This window comes from Planobacterium oryzisoli (genome assembly GCF_015354315.1).
Taxonomy (GTDB): Bacteria; Bacteroidota; Bacteroidia; order Flavobacteriales; family Weeksellaceae; genus Planobacterium_A; species Planobacterium_A oryzisoli.
Map to the genome: position 1 here is coordinate 26,139 of NZ_JADKYY010000005.1, position 14,345 is coordinate 40,483.

The 14,345-nt window shown below is 45.7% G+C and carries 11 protein-coding genes; 5 read left to right on the plus strand and 6 right to left on the minus strand.

The annotated features are described in order from the left end of the window. Positions 1-99: 99 nt before the first annotated feature. The gene (locus IC612_RS04975) at positions 100-873 is read right to left on the minus strand and encodes an XRE family transcriptional regulator (protein WP_194739078.1); all 774 of its coding nucleotides are present in this window, start codon (positions 871-873) and stop codon (positions 100-102) included. A 62-nt stretch (positions 874-935) separates the two neighbouring features. On the opposite strand from IC612_RS04975, the gene dinB reads away from it, so the two are divergent. Together dinB and IC612_RS04985 are read left to right on the plus strand one after the other, a co-directional pair. Next, on the plus strand, positions 936-2,081 hold the full coding sequence (gene dinB, locus IC612_RS04980; RefSeq protein WP_194739079.1) for a DNA polymerase IV: 1,146 nt from the start codon (positions 936-938) through the stop codon (positions 2,079-2,081). Between the two features lie 7 nt (positions 2,082-2,088). Continuing rightward, complete coding sequence (locus tag IC612_RS04985) at positions 2,089-5,145, plus strand: DNA polymerase III subunit alpha (protein WP_194739080.1); 3,057 nt, start codon at positions 2,089-2,091, stop codon at positions 5,143-5,145. 89 nt (positions 5,146-5,234) lie between these two features. Here the strand turns inward: IC612_RS04985 and rimO are convergent, their stop codons facing one another. The 3 genes from rimO to glyA form a co-directional block, all read right to left on the minus strand. Beyond that, positions 5,235-6,536, minus strand: coding sequence for a 30S ribosomal protein S12 methylthiotransferase RimO (gene rimO / locus IC612_RS04990; RefSeq protein ID WP_194739081.1), 1,302 nt, complete (start codon positions 6,534-6,536; stop codon positions 5,235-5,237). A gap of 141 nt (positions 6,537-6,677) precedes the next feature. Continuing rightward, the gene (locus IC612_RS04995; RefSeq protein WP_194739082.1) at positions 6,678-7,154 is read right to left on the minus strand and encodes a regulatory protein RecX; all 477 of its coding nucleotides are present in this window, start codon (positions 7,152-7,154) and stop codon (positions 6,678-6,680) included. Positions 7,155-7,220: 66 nt separating this feature from the next. Then, positions 7,221-8,492, minus strand: a complete 1,272-nt coding sequence (glyA, locus tag IC612_RS05000) for a serine hydroxymethyltransferase (protein WP_194739083.1) — start codon at positions 8,490-8,492, stop codon at positions 7,221-7,223. Positions 8,493-8,617: 125 nt separating this feature from the next. On the opposite strand from glyA, the gene IC612_RS05005 reads away from it, so the two are divergent. Further along, positions 8,618-8,914 (plus strand): hypothetical protein, encoded by a 297-nt coding sequence (locus tag IC612_RS05005; RefSeq protein WP_194739084.1) that lies wholly within the window; start codon positions 8,618-8,620, stop codon positions 8,912-8,914. A gap of 106 nt (positions 8,915-9,020) precedes the next feature. Here IC612_RS05005 and IC612_RS05010 read toward each other — a convergent pair whose 3' ends face one another. Both IC612_RS05010 and IC612_RS05015 read right to left on the minus strand, forming a co-directional pair. Further along, positions 9,021-10,679 carry a ribonucleoside-diphosphate reductase subunit alpha gene (locus IC612_RS05010; RefSeq protein ID WP_194739085.1) on the minus strand — a complete coding sequence of 553 codons (1,659 nt, stop codon included), beginning with the start codon at positions 10,677-10,679 and terminating at the stop codon, positions 9,021-9,023. A 51-nt stretch (positions 10,680-10,730) separates the two neighbouring features. Beyond that, positions 10,731-11,705: a ribonucleotide-diphosphate reductase subunit beta gene (locus IC612_RS05015; protein ID WP_194739086.1), complete on the minus strand. Its 975-nt coding sequence runs from the start codon at positions 11,703-11,705 to the stop codon at positions 10,731-10,733. Positions 11,706-12,358: 653 nt separating this feature from the next. Here IC612_RS05015 and IC612_RS05020 point away from each other — a divergent pair. Together IC612_RS05020 and IC612_RS05025 are read left to right on the plus strand one after the other, a co-directional pair. Beyond that, positions 12,359-13,051 (plus strand): ABC transporter ATP-binding protein, encoded by a 693-nt coding sequence (locus IC612_RS05020; protein ID WP_194739087.1) that lies wholly within the window; start codon positions 12,359-12,361, stop codon positions 13,049-13,051. Between the two features lie 57 nt (positions 13,052-13,108). Next, positions 13,109-14,338: an ABC transporter permease gene (locus tag IC612_RS05025; protein ID WP_194739088.1), complete on the plus strand. Its 1,230-nt coding sequence runs from the start codon at positions 13,109-13,111 to the stop codon at positions 14,336-14,338. Positions 14,339-14,345 lie beyond the last annotated feature (7 nt).

Sequence of the window (14,345 nt, forward strand, 5' to 3'; positions counted from 1 at the left end):
AATTGAGTTATGCCCATAGACATACAAAAAAGATTCCTAATTATCTTTTTGATTGACCCCACTCTTCTCTCCACTTTTCTGACTTATAGGAGCTCAAGCCTACCACCCATTTTTATTTTTGGAAATCTGCGCTATGTCCTTTTTCATACTAAGAAGCAAATCCTTTAATACAGTGAGCTCCGAACTCTCAGAGCGGATTTCCTCGGTATTGATACTGCAGGCAAATTCCCATATTTCCAATACATCGTCCCAGCGCAGTTCGTAGGGTTCGTAGAAACTGTTATCGGAACTCACGAGCGCTTCCAATCTATTTTGTTTCCGAAAACGTTTGTAGACAATACCGTCGGTTTTGGTAATAAACACATAGGTTTTTCCTTCTTTAAGCTCCTCCTTAGATTCCACGTATCTTCCCACTATATACGTTCCGTCGGTATAAGGAGGCATGGAATCTCCCGCAGCGGGGAACGCCCGGTACTTACCGTGACGAAGAAAAGGAAGTGAAAGACTTTGCAGGCTCTCAATATATTCTGGATCACTGTATCCACTCAAATACCCCATTTGCGCTCGCTGGGGCACAAGCTCAATCTTATTCTCTCCTCTTGCATCCACCATAATAGGAAGAATCACCCGGTTATTGGGAAGAGAAGACAAATCCTCCAAAGGATATTTCTTGATATCCACCGTAAGAAGAAGATCAATGGAGACTCCAAAGAACTTGGAAATGCGGACCAGAATATCAATAGGAGGCTCGGAACTTCCGTCCTCGTACTTTACGTACCGTCCACGCGTAATCTTTAAGGCGTCTGCGGTCTTTTGTTGAGTCAGGCGGTGCCTGTCCCTTAAGACGCGTATGTTATCGGATAAAAATGACATTGTTACAAATTGTAACGGCAAAGTTAAAAAAAATTGTTACAAACCCTAATAATTTTGACCCCATGAAACGAGCAATTGTGCATATAGATATGGATACATTCTTTGTATCGTGTGAGAGACTGAGGCATTCTGAGCTTGTAGGAAAACCTATTATCATCGGAGGAGGTGAGCGCGGAGTGGTAGCCTCTTGCTCCTACGAAACCCGTTATTATGGGGTGCGTTCTGCAATGCCTATGAAAATGGCCTTAAGATTATGTCCTGAGGCTAAGGTAATTCGGGGAGACATGGAGTTCTATACCCAAAAATCCCGTGAAGTGACAGAGATAATTAAGGAAAACGTTCCGACTTTTGAGAAAGCGAGCGTAGATGAGTTCTACCTAGACCTCTCGGGAATGGACCGGTTCTTTGGATGCTATAAATGGAGCCAGCAGCTGGCGCAGTCGGTAGTAAAAAATACAGGGCTTCCCTTAAGCTTTGCGCTCTCCTCCAGTAAAACTGTTTCTAAAATTGGCACGGGAGAGGCTAAGCCTTTAGGAAAACTCGAGATTCTTCCTGAAGAAACCCAGCCGTTTTTAAATCCCCTTTCCATACGAAAGATCCCGATGGTAGGCCCTTCCACCTACCAACTGCTTTCCCGAATAGGAATCCGTAGAATCCATACCCTTTCGCAGATGCCTCTCGATGTTCTGGAAAGACTCTTAGGGAAAAATGCTCAAGACCTTTGGAGAAAGGCCAATGGCATCGACCTCTCTCCGGTAGTACCTTATTCGGAGAGAAAATCCATTTCCTCGGAACATACCTTCTCGGAAGATACTATGGACACTTTCCAGATGCAGAGTCTTTTAAACCATATGGTGGAGCAGCTTTGCTTCCAGCTCCGGAGAGAACAGTGGCTCACCTCGGTAGTGAGCGTCAAGATTCGGTATTCCAATTTCGATACGGAATCCCGGCAGATGAAAATTCCCTACTCGGCCGTAGACCATACCTTAAGCCACATCGTAAAGGAACTTTTCAAAAAAGTCTACACCCGTAGGATGCGTCTGCGCCTTGTAGGTGTACGGTTCTCGGGTCTTGTGCACGGCAGCCATCAGATGAACCTCTTTGAGGATACCGAGGAGATGATCCATCTCTACCAGGCGATGGACCGCATGAAACTTCGCTACGGAAAAAATGCAGTAGGAAGAGCCTCCGGATTTCATTTCAGTTAACTTGCTTATGTTTTTAAATGTACATTCTTACCATAGCCTGCGCTATGGTACGCTTTCCCTGCAGGAGATTGTATCTGAGGCCTATGCCTTAGGTATTAACACTTTGGCCCTAACCGATATAAACACCATTACCGGAATCTATGAATTCTACAAGCTATGCAAGACCCACCAGATAAAACCCATCGTGGGAATGGATATTCGTAAAGAAAGCACCCAGCTCTATATTGCCCTAGCAAAAAACCCCAGTGGACTTTGGCAGATCAATAGTCTTTTAACTTCCTACAACTGTGAGAAAGAAGACCTCCCCTTAGCCCACCCCCCTTTAAAAGATGTATTTATACTGTATCCTTTAAGCAATGTGCCAGAGGAGCTTTCAGAGAACGAATACATTGGTCTTCGCCCTGAGGAAATCCCCCTACTCTTTCAAAAGCAGTGGAAAAATAGGATTTCCAAGATGGTAGTCTTAAGTCCCGTAACCTTTCGAACTTCTAAGGAATACAACCTTCACCGCATTCTAAGGGCTATAGATAAAAATACACTTCTCTCTAAATTAAAGCCCGAGGAGCTATGCAGCAAAAACGAAGTATTTACCTCTACCCTCTCTCTTTTAGAGCAGTACCGCAACTATCCTCAGATTATAGAAAACACCGAAAAAATCATCTCAGAGAGCCATTTCACTTTTGACTTCTCAACTCCTAAAAACAAAAAAACCTTTACGGGCTGCAAGGAAAAAGACGCTGAGCTTCTCCGTTCCCTCGCCTATAAGGGTCTCTCTCGGCGTTATCCGGATAATCATCCAGAAGCTTTGGAGCGCTTGGAACGTGAACTTAAAGTGATTGACCAGCTCGAATTCAGCGCTTATTTTCTTATCACTTGGGATATCGTACGCTATAGTCTTTCTCAGAACCTCATGCATGTAGGAAGAGGAAGTGGTGCTAACAGTATAGTAAGCTACTGTTTAGGTATTACGGACATTTGCCCCCTGGAACTGGATCTTTATTTTGAGCGATTCCTAAACCTAAGCCGTAAAAATCCTCCGGATTTTGATATCGACTGGAGCTGGCAGGACCGCGACAAGATCTTATCGTATATATTTGAAAAGTACGGTAGAGACCACGTAGCCTTCTGCGGCACCAATGTAGAGTTTAAATACCGCTCCATATTTCGCGAAATAGGTAAAGCCTTTGGTTTACCGAAGGAAGACCTGGACCACTTGGCTAAGAGCCCTGTGGAAGACCACGAAAAACAGCGTCTTTTTTCTCTTATAGAAAAGTACGGCAAGATGCTGGAAAAATTTCCCAACCAGCGGAGCATGCATTCCTGTGGAGTGCTCATCTCCGAAGAGCCCCTTACTAAATATACCGCTCTAGAGATGCCTCCCAAAGGATTTGCTATTGTGCAGTTCGACATGCATGTAGCCGAGGCCTTAGGGTTTGAAAAATTCGACATCCTCTCCCAAAGGGGACTGGGAACTATCGCCGATGCCGTACAACTTATAGAAAAAAACCAAGGAGTCACCGTAGATATCCGCGACACTTCCCTTTCCAAGGACGAACCTTCAGCCAATAAATACCTTAGTGAGGGTAGAACCCTGGGGTGCTTCTATATTGAGAGTCCCGCCATGCGGGGACTCTTACGACGCCTTAAATGTAATGACTACCGAACCCTGGTAGCCGCCTCCTCCATCATCCGCCCAGGGGTGGCCCAGAGCGGCATGATGCGCGAATACATTTTTAGGCACAACAACCCTGGGAAATTCGAGTATTTTCATCCGGTATTCAAAGAACATTTAGGAGATACCTACGGTATTATGGTCTACCAAGAGGATGTCATTAAGATTGCCCTGCACTATGGAGGTGTATCAGCCCAAGACGGGGATGTACTGAGGCGTGCGATGAGTGGCAAGACCCGCTCAAAAAAGAAACTCCTGGAAGTAAAAGACCACTTTTTTGCCTGCGCAAAAAAACAGGGACATCCCGAGGCCTTATCTAAAGAGGTATACCGTCAGATAGAGAGTTTTGCCGGATACTCTTTCTGTAAAGCCCATTCCGCGTCCTATGCAGTAGAGAGTTATCAGAGTCTTTATCTTAAGGTCCACTATCCGATCGAGTTTATGGTAGCAGCCATTAACAATGGAGGAGGCTTCTACCGAACCGAGGTCTATGTCCATGAATGCAGAAAGTCCGGAGGTATTATCCATGTACCCTGCGTCAATAAAAGCCTAGTGGAAACTACTCTCTACGGCAAAGACGTGTACTTAGGATTGGGACTTATTGAAAACCTAGAGCACCGACTGGCCACTTTTATGGTTCAGGAGCGACTCGATAGAGGTGAATATAAAGATCTGGAGGATTTCGTAAAACGAATTCCCATTGGAATCGAATCCCTTCAGTCCTTAATCTTTTCGGGCGCTTTCTATTTCACCGGGAAAGCAAAGAATGAACTACTTATTGAGGCGCGCATGCTACTGGTTTCAGAAAATCCTCTGCGAAAACAAAAAGACCTCTTTCAACTCACTACTACGCCTTACCGGCTTCCCGAACTTAAGCGCAGCCCCTTGGAAGATGCTTTTGATGAAATTGAGCTTTTAGGTTTTCCGGTGAGCTCCAGTCCCTTTGATTTACTCAAGACCCGTTACCGTGGGGATGTACTCGCTACAGATCTATTAAAACACCATAAAAAACAGGTTAAGATGCTGGCCTACCTGGTAGCACGAAAACACGTACCCACTAAAAAAGGCACCATGTACTTTGGAACGTGGATAGATTCTGAAGGAGAATATTTTGATTCGGCTCACTTTCCTACGGTGCTTAAGGAGTATCCTTTTCAGGGAGGAGGCTGCTATTTACTTTTAGGTACAGTCGAAGTGGATTTTCATTTTGCCACCTTAACGGTACATAAAATGGCTAAGCTTCCTTTCATTGCAGATCCTAGATACCATGAAGATAGAGAGAAAGCGTTTGAAGTGCATCGGCGTATAAACGAGGACGTTAGTATGACTTGGCGCAAGCCTTATCCACAAGAACATGAGATAGGTCTTCCAAGGCAGAAGATGCGCCCCTGAAAAGAGTCCTCTAAAAAAAGACCTTCCGATTCCTAAGAATTCTTAGGGCCATATACTTGCGAAAAAAACATCAAAAAGACAATTACTCCCTATCCAAGCTCCCCATAAAGATCAAATTCTTCTGCCGAAGTGATACGAACCTCTGCAAAATCCCCTACCGAGATGTACGTATTCTCCGCAGAAACAAGAACCGTGTTATCCACATCAGGAGAGTCAAACTCTGTGCGTCCCACAAAATAGGCTCCCTCCTTGCGATCAAAAAGACACTTGAAAGTCTTTCCAATCTTCTCCTGGTTCTTCTCCCAAGAGATCTGAGATTGCAGTTCCATAATTTCCTCTACGCGCTTTTCCTTTTCTTCTTGTGGCACATCATCTTCCAAAGCAAATGCGGAAGTATTCTCCTCATGCGAATAAGTAAAACAACCCAAACGATCAAAACGCTGCGTACGTACCCACTCCTTCATTTCCTCAAACCGTTCTCTGGTCTCTCCAGGATAGCCGACAATAAGGGTAGTACGGATCGCCATATCCGGAACCTTTTCGCGGAAACGTTCCAATAGAGCATTAGTCTTCTCGTGCGTGGTTCCCCGCTTCATGGACTTAAGAATCTCCGAGTTTATATGCTGAAGTGGAATGTCAATGTAGTTACATACCTTAGGCTCTGTCTTAATCACCTCCAAAACATCTTCTGGAAATCCACTTGGGAACGCATAATGCAGACGGATCCAGGAAATCCCCTCCACTTTCACCAGTTCTTTCAGAAGATCTGCAAGTGCGCGTCTTTTATAAATATCCAGTCCGTAGTAGGTAAGATCCTGCGCAATCAGGATAAGTTCCTTGGTACCTTTCGCAGCCAGCTTGGCAGCCTCTGCCACCAAATCCTCAATAGATTTCGAGGTATGGCCTCCCCGCATCAAGGGAATAGCGCAAAACGAACAGGGCCTGTCGCAACCCTCCGAAATCTTCAAATACGCATAGTGCCTTGGGGTGGTAGTAAGGCGCTCTCCCACCAGTTCGTGGCGGTAGTCGGCACCTAGGTGCTTAAGAAGGATGGGAAGGTCCCTTGTTCCAAAGTAGTGGTCCACGTCGGGGATTTCCCGAATAAGGTCTGGCTTGTAGCGCTCCGAGAGACAGCCGGTTACAAACACCTGCTCCACTTCTCCGCGCTTCTTGGCCTCCACAAAATCCAAAATAGTATTGATACTCTCCTCCTTGGCGTTATCAATAAAGCCGCACGTATTTATAACTACCACATCGCCCCGCTCTTCATGAACTACCTCTTTGCCACTGGCCTGAAGCTGTCCCATTAGGACTTCGGAGTCTACCACATTCTTGGAGCATCCTAATGTTACAATATTGATTTTCTTTTTTCCGGTGGATTTCGTACGCATGGATCGGTATTATATTTACTGTGGACCGTTAAAGAGTATGCTCCCTTAAGCCCCTAATTTTCAGGGTGCAAATTTAGCCAAAAAAAACCAGAATTGCTCTCGCCTTAAAAACCGAAGTAAATATACCTTAAGCAGCAGATTTTAAGAATCCTCTTCTATCTCAGATAATACCTCCGTAATAAGTTCGTACTCGTACCCCCGAGATAGCAGATACCTAGTAGTCTTAATTCTTTTCTGGTAGCCTTGAAGACCGCTTAAGTTTCCTATGTAAAAGGTGGCCAGTTTGGTAAGGGTATTTCTATAATCATCTGGATAAATTTCCTGCATTGCAGTGCTGATAAGTTTATCACCCACCCCTTTTTGCTTAAGGCCCATTTTAATCTTGCCTTTTCCCCAGGACTTCATATAAAACTTACCCCGAGCGTAGCTTCTGGCAAACCGCTCTTCGCTTAAGAAATTCTCCCGAAGCAGGTATTCGAGGATCTCTTCCTTAACCTCTTCAATGAGTAAAAACTCACGCATCTTCTCTTCCACCTCTTTATGCGAGCGGTCCTGATAGACGCAGTAATTTACCATCTTTTGTTTTATCTCCTCAAAGGTGTAGCTCTTTTTCTCCATGGAATTTTTAAGAAAAAACGCGCGCTTGTAAAAGGCGCGCGCTTAAGAATTTTAGAAAGTTACTACCTAAAATGAAAAAAGCGGAAGACCGTCCATCATTTGATTCACTTTAGCTTTAACATCTGAAAGAACCTTTTCGTTTTCAATATTATCTACTACGGTAGAGATAAGATCTGCAATACCGTCCATATCCCCTACGTTCATACCGCGCGTGGTGATAGCCGCAGTTCCCAATCGGATACCGGAGGTAGTGAATGCGGATTTATCGTCGTACGGCACCATATTCTTATTACAGGTAATATCGGCTTTCACCAGCGCCTGCTCGGTTTGCTTCCCGTTTACATTCTTATTACGAAGGTCCACCAGCATCAAATGGTTGTCGGTTCCTCCACTTACAATGTCAAAACCTCTATCCACCAGTCCCTTGGCAAGAGCACGGGCATTGTCGATTACGCTCTGCGTATAAACAGTGAATTTATCGTCCAGAGCCTCTCCAAAAGCCACCGCTTTGGCAGCAATCACATGCTCTAAAGGACCTCCCTGAACCCCCGGGAAAACGGCGCTGTCTAAAACGGCGCTCATCATCTTAAGCTCTCCTTTCGGAGTTTTATGTCCGTAGATGTTTTCAAAATCCTTACCCATCATAATAAGGCCACCGCGCGGACCGCGAAGCGTCTTATGCGTAGTGGTGGTTACCACATGACAGTGCGCAAAAGGAGAAGAAAGATGGCCCTTTGCAATAAGTCCTGCCGGATGGGCGATATCGGCCCATAGGGTAGCTCCTACTTCGTCGGCTATTTCTCGGAAACGTCTGAAGTCGATATCTCTAGAATATGCGCTGTAGCCTGCGATGATCATCTTAGGCTGTACTTCGAGCGCCTTTTTTCGTACATCCTCGTAGTCGATAAGGCCCGATTCCCTTTCCACACCGTAGAAATTGGCCTGGTACTGGATTCCGGAGAAGTTTACAAAAGAGCCGTGCGTAAGGTGGCCGCCCATAGAAAGATCCAGTCCTAGAATCTTATCTCCTGGCTTAAGGATTGCAAGGTAAATCGCTGCATTGGCCTGGGAACCGGAATGCGGCTGCACGTTGGCGTAGTCTACTCCAAAAAGCGCTTTAGCTCTTTCAATAGCCAGCGTTTCGATTTCATCCACTACTTCGCACCCTCCGTAGTAGCGTCTCCCTGGGTACCCCTCGGCGTATTTATTGGTAAGCACACTGCCCATGGCACGCATTACCTCATCGGATACAAAGTTCTCGGAGGCTATCAACTCAATACCGTGGGTCTGACGCTGACGCTCCTTTTCAATCAAATCAAAAATTACGCTGCTACTCATTTCTTTATATTATTGCTATAGGTTAAGAGGTTAGGGCTTTCCAATGTATCGGAAAGCGAAAGTTTTCAAATTTACGGAAATTTAAACTTATTTTAGATACATTTACAGTCTTAAACTACTGAATTATGGGCGATAAGAAAAAATATAAGAAAGAGCTGATTGCAGCACTGGAAAAACTCAACCGACACGAGCACGAGATCCTAGAGACCATGACCAGTATGATGTTTCTAAAGGAGATGAAGGAAAACAACATCACCTTTGAAAAAGGCGATACCTTCTCCTTTGACGACCACATATTTGACTACAGTCCGGACAAGAACATCGTGCGCCTTGCCAAGCTCCGCCGCAAGATGCTAAAGACCATGCTCAAGCTTTCCAATTCCAATAAATTAAAAGACAAGGATCTGGAATTCTTAGCGTAAGAACTTCTGCGATAAGTAAAAAGCACGAAGCGTTTTCCCTCAGGTAAACGCTTCGTGCTTTTTTAATGTGTTAGTATAAGAACTACAGAGGTACTGAAGTAGCGATTTAAGCTTCGCAGGCGGAGCAGCTTACAAAGTTTACCATAAGTTCTTTAGAAACCGAGGAACTTCTCTGGTAGTACAGGGTTTTCACTCCTTTCTTCCAGGCTTCAATCATTACGTAGTTCACGTCCTTCACCGGCATGGTAGAAGGAATCTGAAGGTTAAGACTCTGCGCCTGGTCTATGTACTGCTGGCGCTGCGCTGCTTGCGATACGATTTCCATAGGCGAGATTTCCTTAAAGGTCTTGAACACGGCTTTTTCTTCCTGGGAAAGCTCCTCGAGGTGTTGTACCGATCCGTGGTTCAGCATAATGGTTCTCCAAGTTTCCTCATTGTCGATGCCTTTCTCTTTTAAGAGCGCAGAGAGATACTTGTTCTTGCGCATGAAATTACCCTTGGCAAGTCCCGCTTTATAGTAATTGGATGCGAAAGGCTCGATTCCTGGAGAGGTTTGACCAAGGATCGCAGAACTCGAAGTCGTAGGGGCTACAGCCAAAAGTGTAGTGTTACGCATTCCATACCCCTTCATTACCTCAGGCTCGCCGTAGATATTGGCAAGTTCCCTGGAGGCTGCCTCGGCCTGCTCCTTGATGTGACGGAACGCGCGCGCATTGAACTGCGTAGCCTCAAAACTCTCAAATGGAATCCGGTTTTTCTGCAAGTACGAATGGTACCCTAGAACCCCAAGTCCTAAGGCCCGGTGGCGCAAGGCAAAATTCCGCGCGCCCTGTAGGTAGTAATTCCCTTCCGTTTTTTCAATGAATTCCGAGAGCACTGCATCGAGGAAATAAATGGCGAGTTTCACGGCGCCCGTATCTTTCCACTCGTCGTAGAGCTCTAGGTTCATTGAAGAAAGGCAGCAGATAAAGGACTCGTCCTTATTGGAAGGAAGCATGATCTCCGAGCACAGGTTACTGGCATTGATAGCAAGACCCAGGTCTTTATAAACTTGCGGCTTGTTACGGTTTACGTTGTCGGTAAAGAAAATATACGGAAGTCCCTTCTGCTGGCGGCTCTCTAGGACCCGCGCCCAGATTTTACGCTTGTCGGTATCCCCATCGATCATATCCTGCATCCAATAGTCCGGAACACAAACGCCTGTAAAAAGGTTTTGAATCGGCGAGCCAATATCTTTGATCGAGAGGAATTCCTCGATATCTCCGTGGTCAATGTCCAGGTAGGCTGCAAAGGCTCCGCGACGTACTCCGCCCTGGGATACCACATCCATTGCGGTATCAAAGAGTTTCATGAAGGAAACGGCACCAGAAGACTTTCCGTTGTCGGTAACTGCCGTACCCCTATGGCGCAGCTCACCAAAGTAGCCGGAAGTACCTCCTCCGATTTTGGTCTGCATGATTACTTCCCCGAGCTTATGGGTAATACCCTCTATATGGTCCGGCACGTGTACATTGAAACAGGAAATAGGAAGCCCCCTTTGCGTTCCCATATTGGCCCAGACCGGGGAGGAGAAACTGATCCATCCCTTTACGATCATTTCCTTGAACGCCGGCTGAAGCTCCGGCTTGTAGAGCCTTTTAGCTGCCGCCGTAGTGATCCTATCGATTGCCCCTTCAACAGTCTCTCCTTTCAAAAGGTATCCGCGGTTGAGCATCTGCTCGCTTTCTTCATTAAGCCACCATATATCCAGCGTGTTTTCTTCCATGGTCGGTTGTGTTTTTTATTTTTAGATGTGATTGGTTGTTTTTACTTTTTATTAGAACAAATCGTTCTCTGTAATACTCTTATCGTGCTTGGTATAATCTACCGGTCGCTTGGCAAAGAAATCATCCAGCGAGTTGGCAAAGACTTCTTCTTCAAACCAGAGCATGGGTTTGTACTCCTCGGCCGAGATGCCATAGCGCGAAGCCATACCAATTTTCTTTAAGGAATCGTCTACGCGGTATTTCATGAAGTTTAATAGATCTTCCTTCGAAAAATGCTCTAGCTCTCCCAGCTCAAAGATCCAGTCCAGAATTTCCGATTCCACTTCAATGGAATGGTCTACGAGGGTATAAATGTCTTCAATATCCGATTCGGTGAGTAGATCCGGCTGTTCCTCACGAATCTTATTGATAAGGTAGATTCCTGCGTTGGCGTGGATCTGCTCGTCCACCGAGGTCCAGGCGATAATATTGCTCACGTTTTTCATAAACCCTTTGAAGCGTGTAAAGGAAAGAATGATAGCAAACTGTGAGAAAAGCGATACGTTTTCAATAAGTATACTAAAAAGCAGAAGCGAAGAGACGTATTCTTTCTGCGTGGTGGAATTTGCTCCTCGTAGCACGTTGGAGAGAAAATCGATACGTTTTTTAACCACTGGGATCTCAATCACTTTTAAGAATTCCTCGTTATAACCAAGTACTTCCAGGAGCCTGGAGTAGGCCTCGGAGTGGCGAAACTCGCACTCGGCAAAGGTGGCTCCAAGTCCGTTAAGTTCCGGCTTAGGAAGGTGGTTGTAGAGATTCCCCCAAAAGGTCTTTACCGATACTTCTATCTGTGCGATGGCCAGTAGCGCATGCTTTACGGCTTGTTTCTCATGGGGTTCTAATTGCGAATGAAAATCCTGCACGTCGGCAGTGAAATCTACCTCGGAGTGTACCCAAAAGGCCTTATTGATTGCATCGGTAAACTGCAGTACTTCCGGATATTCAAACGGCTTATAACTGATTCTCTTTTCAAAAATTCCCATAGCACTAGTGTTTTTATTAAATCTCTTAAAATAATTGATTTTCTTTTGGTGTCCGCGCAAAAAAGACCGCTGCACTTTTCTCGGGAAAAAGCGAGGGGCTCTTACATAAGGAAACCGCTGGAGTATTTCTATTGTGTATATACAACAGACGTAGGCAAAAATAGACAAAGCCCGCGAGCTTAAAAAGAACGAAAGTTTAAATCCCTAGTTAAGAGCGGCAAAAGTTTTCCACAATGCTCTGCAACCCTTTACTACAGCAGTTTAGCGCAAAGGCTAGAGAGAAAATGCGCAAGTACGGTGGGATTAGTATTAAACACAACACTAGTACTCCTTACCTATTAAGATTTTGCTGTTAAACACTATGAGTAAAATAAACATTTGCATTAGATAGCCTTTCTCACTCCCTCCAGTAAATTTGAATTTTGTTCTTGGAAGGTATAACCTTTAGGCAATAAAAACCTTTATAAACCAACCCTGCCCGTTGTGCCCTTTTAGAGGGCCAAAACCTTGGGCCAAATTGCAGAACGTAACTGGCTGCTTATAGAAAAACACTCCATTACTTCTGGTCTCGTCAAAAGTACAATTCCTCCCCTCTGTAACATTCCCTCCGTGGTTTCTACTTATTATCTAAACCCCAAACTACAGCTCCTGCCATGCTCTTAATTAAAGACCTCCACAAATCCTACGATACGGGCAAAAGTAAGCTCCACGTGCTAAAAGGCATTGACCTTTCCATTGCGGAGGGTGAGTTTGTATCGATCATGGGAAGCTCGGGTTCTGGAAAATCTACGCTTCTAAATATTATAGGCATCCTGGACGAGAAAGATTCCGGCACGTACGAGCTGGACGGCATCCCCATCGAGGACTTAAACGAGACGAAGGCAGCCGAGTACCGTAGCCGCTTCTTGGGATTTGTTTTTCAGTCCTTTAACCTTATTGGATACAAGACGGCTCTGGAGAATGTGGCTCTACCCCTGTACTACCAGAACATCCCTAGGAAGGAGCGTAACGCAAGGGCTTTGGAATACCTGGAAAAAGTGGGTCTTAGGCAGTGGGCAGACCACCTTCCCAACGAGCTTTCCGGGGGACAGAAACAGCGGGTAGCAATCGCACGGGCACTTATTACCGACCCAAAGGTCATCCTTGCCGATGAGCCTACTGGGGCGCTGGACAGTAAAACCACCTACGATATCATGAAGCTTCTTCAGGAGATAAACCGGGAAGGAAAGACCATCATCGTGGTAACCCACGAACCGGACGTGGCCGCAGAGACCAAGCGTAACGTACTTTTAAAGGACGGGCGCATTGAGAGCGATGAGTACATTGAGCAGCGCGTACTTTCGTAACTCAAAAGACTAAAACTAAAGAGATAACAACCCCCAAAAGGCGCAGAAAAAGGAATTATGTTTGATTTAGACCGCTGGCAGGAAATATTTGCCTCCATCCGAAGCAATATTCTTCGCACCATCCTCTCGGGATTTACGGTGGCCCTGGGGCTATTTATATTCATCGTGCTCTTTGGCATCGGTACGGGACTTCAAAATGCCTTTACCCAAGGATTTGCCCGCGATGCCCAGAACCTGATCTCCATTTTTACCGGTAACACCACTGTGGCTTATGCGGGTCTTCAGGCCGACCGGCGCGTAGTACTTAAAAACGAAGATTTCCAGGACGTGACAAATTACGAGCCCTCCAACCTGGAATATGCTGCGCCCAGGTATTCTTCCTCGATGCTCGTACGCTATGGAAAGGAAAGCGGGACCTACCAGATCTCGGGTTCCAATGCGGAGGAGAAAAACATTGAAAACCGAAAACTCCTGGACGGACGCTACCTTTCTTCCCGGGACCTGGATCAGAAGCACTACGTGGCAGTGATTGGCCGTATGGTACAGCGCGACCTTATAAAGGACGGATCGCCCATAGGGAAAGACCTTAATATCAACGGCACTATGTTTAAAGTAGTGGGTGTGTACAGCGACGACGGGGGCGACTGGGACGAGAGGATGATTACCGTACCTATCACCACCCTTCAACAAATGAAGAAAAGTTCCGATACCATCTCCACGGTCTTTATCACCTACGATCAGAAACTCTCTCCAAAAGAGGCCATCGCCTACAGTGACGAGATACAAAAGAACCTCAAGGCCAAGAAAAAAGTTTCTCCCGACGATGAGAACGCAGTGATCGTACGTAACAATGCCAAGAACCTGGAAGGCACCTTCCAATTCATGTTCATCCTTACCCTTATTGTGGGGTTTATCGGAATGGGGACCTTACTTGCAGGAATTATCGGTATCAGTAATATCATGGTGTATATCGTAAAGGAGCGGACTCAAGAAATTGGCGTGCGAAAGGCCATTGGCGCCAAGCCCCGCTCCATTGTAGGGCTTATTATGCAGGAGAGCCTCGTGATAACGGTCCTTTCAGGTCTTATCGGTGTGGGCCTCGGAGTTCTAACCTTAAGTCTGGTGGGAGATTCTTTAGAGGAATATTTCATTGTAGATCCAAGCGTGGGCTGGGGAATTATCATCACCGCCTTTGTGTGTCTGGTCTTTTCAGGCCTTATCGCAGGATTTGTACCGGCCTACAGGGCCAGTAGAATCAAACCAATTGAAGCCTTACGGGCAGAGTAAAAAGTAT

Bases quoted from the DNA above. Each gene is read 5' to 3' on its own strand.
- IC612_RS04975 (WP_194739078.1), bottom strand. From the start codon at position 873: ATGTCATTTTTATCCGATAACATACGCGTCTTAAGGGACAGGCACCGC.
- dinB (WP_194739079.1), top strand. From the start codon at position 936: ATGAAACGAGCAATTGTGCATATAGATATGGATACATTCTTTGTATCG.
- IC612_RS04985 (WP_194739080.1), top strand. From the start codon at position 2,089: ATGTTTTTAAATGTACATTCTTACCATAGCCTGCGCTATGGTACGCTT.
- rimO (WP_194739081.1), bottom strand. From the start codon at position 6,536: ATGCGTACGAAATCCACCGGAAAAAAGAAAATCAATATTGTAACATTA.
- IC612_RS04995 (WP_194739082.1), bottom strand. From the start codon at position 7,154: ATGGAGAAAAAGAGCTACACCTTTGAGGAGATAAAACAAAAGATGGTA.
- glyA (WP_194739083.1), bottom strand. From the start codon at position 8,492: ATGAGTAGCAGCGTAATTTTTGATTTGATTGAAAAGGAGCGTCAGCGT.
- IC612_RS05005 (WP_194739084.1), top strand. From the start codon at position 8,618: ATGGGCGATAAGAAAAAATATAAGAAAGAGCTGATTGCAGCACTGGAA.
- IC612_RS05010 (WP_194739085.1), bottom strand. From the start codon at position 10,679: ATGGAAGAAAACACGCTGGATATATGGTGGCTTAATGAAGAAAGCGAG.
- IC612_RS05015 (WP_194739086.1), bottom strand. From the start codon at position 11,705: ATGGGAATTTTTGAAAAGAGAATCAGTTATAAGCCGTTTGAATATCCG.
- IC612_RS05020 (WP_194739087.1), top strand. From the start codon at position 12,359: ATGCTCTTAATTAAAGACCTCCACAAATCCTACGATACGGGCAAAAGT.
- IC612_RS05025 (WP_194739088.1), top strand. From the start codon at position 13,109: ATGTTTGATTTAGACCGCTGGCAGGAAATATTTGCCTCCATCCGAAGC.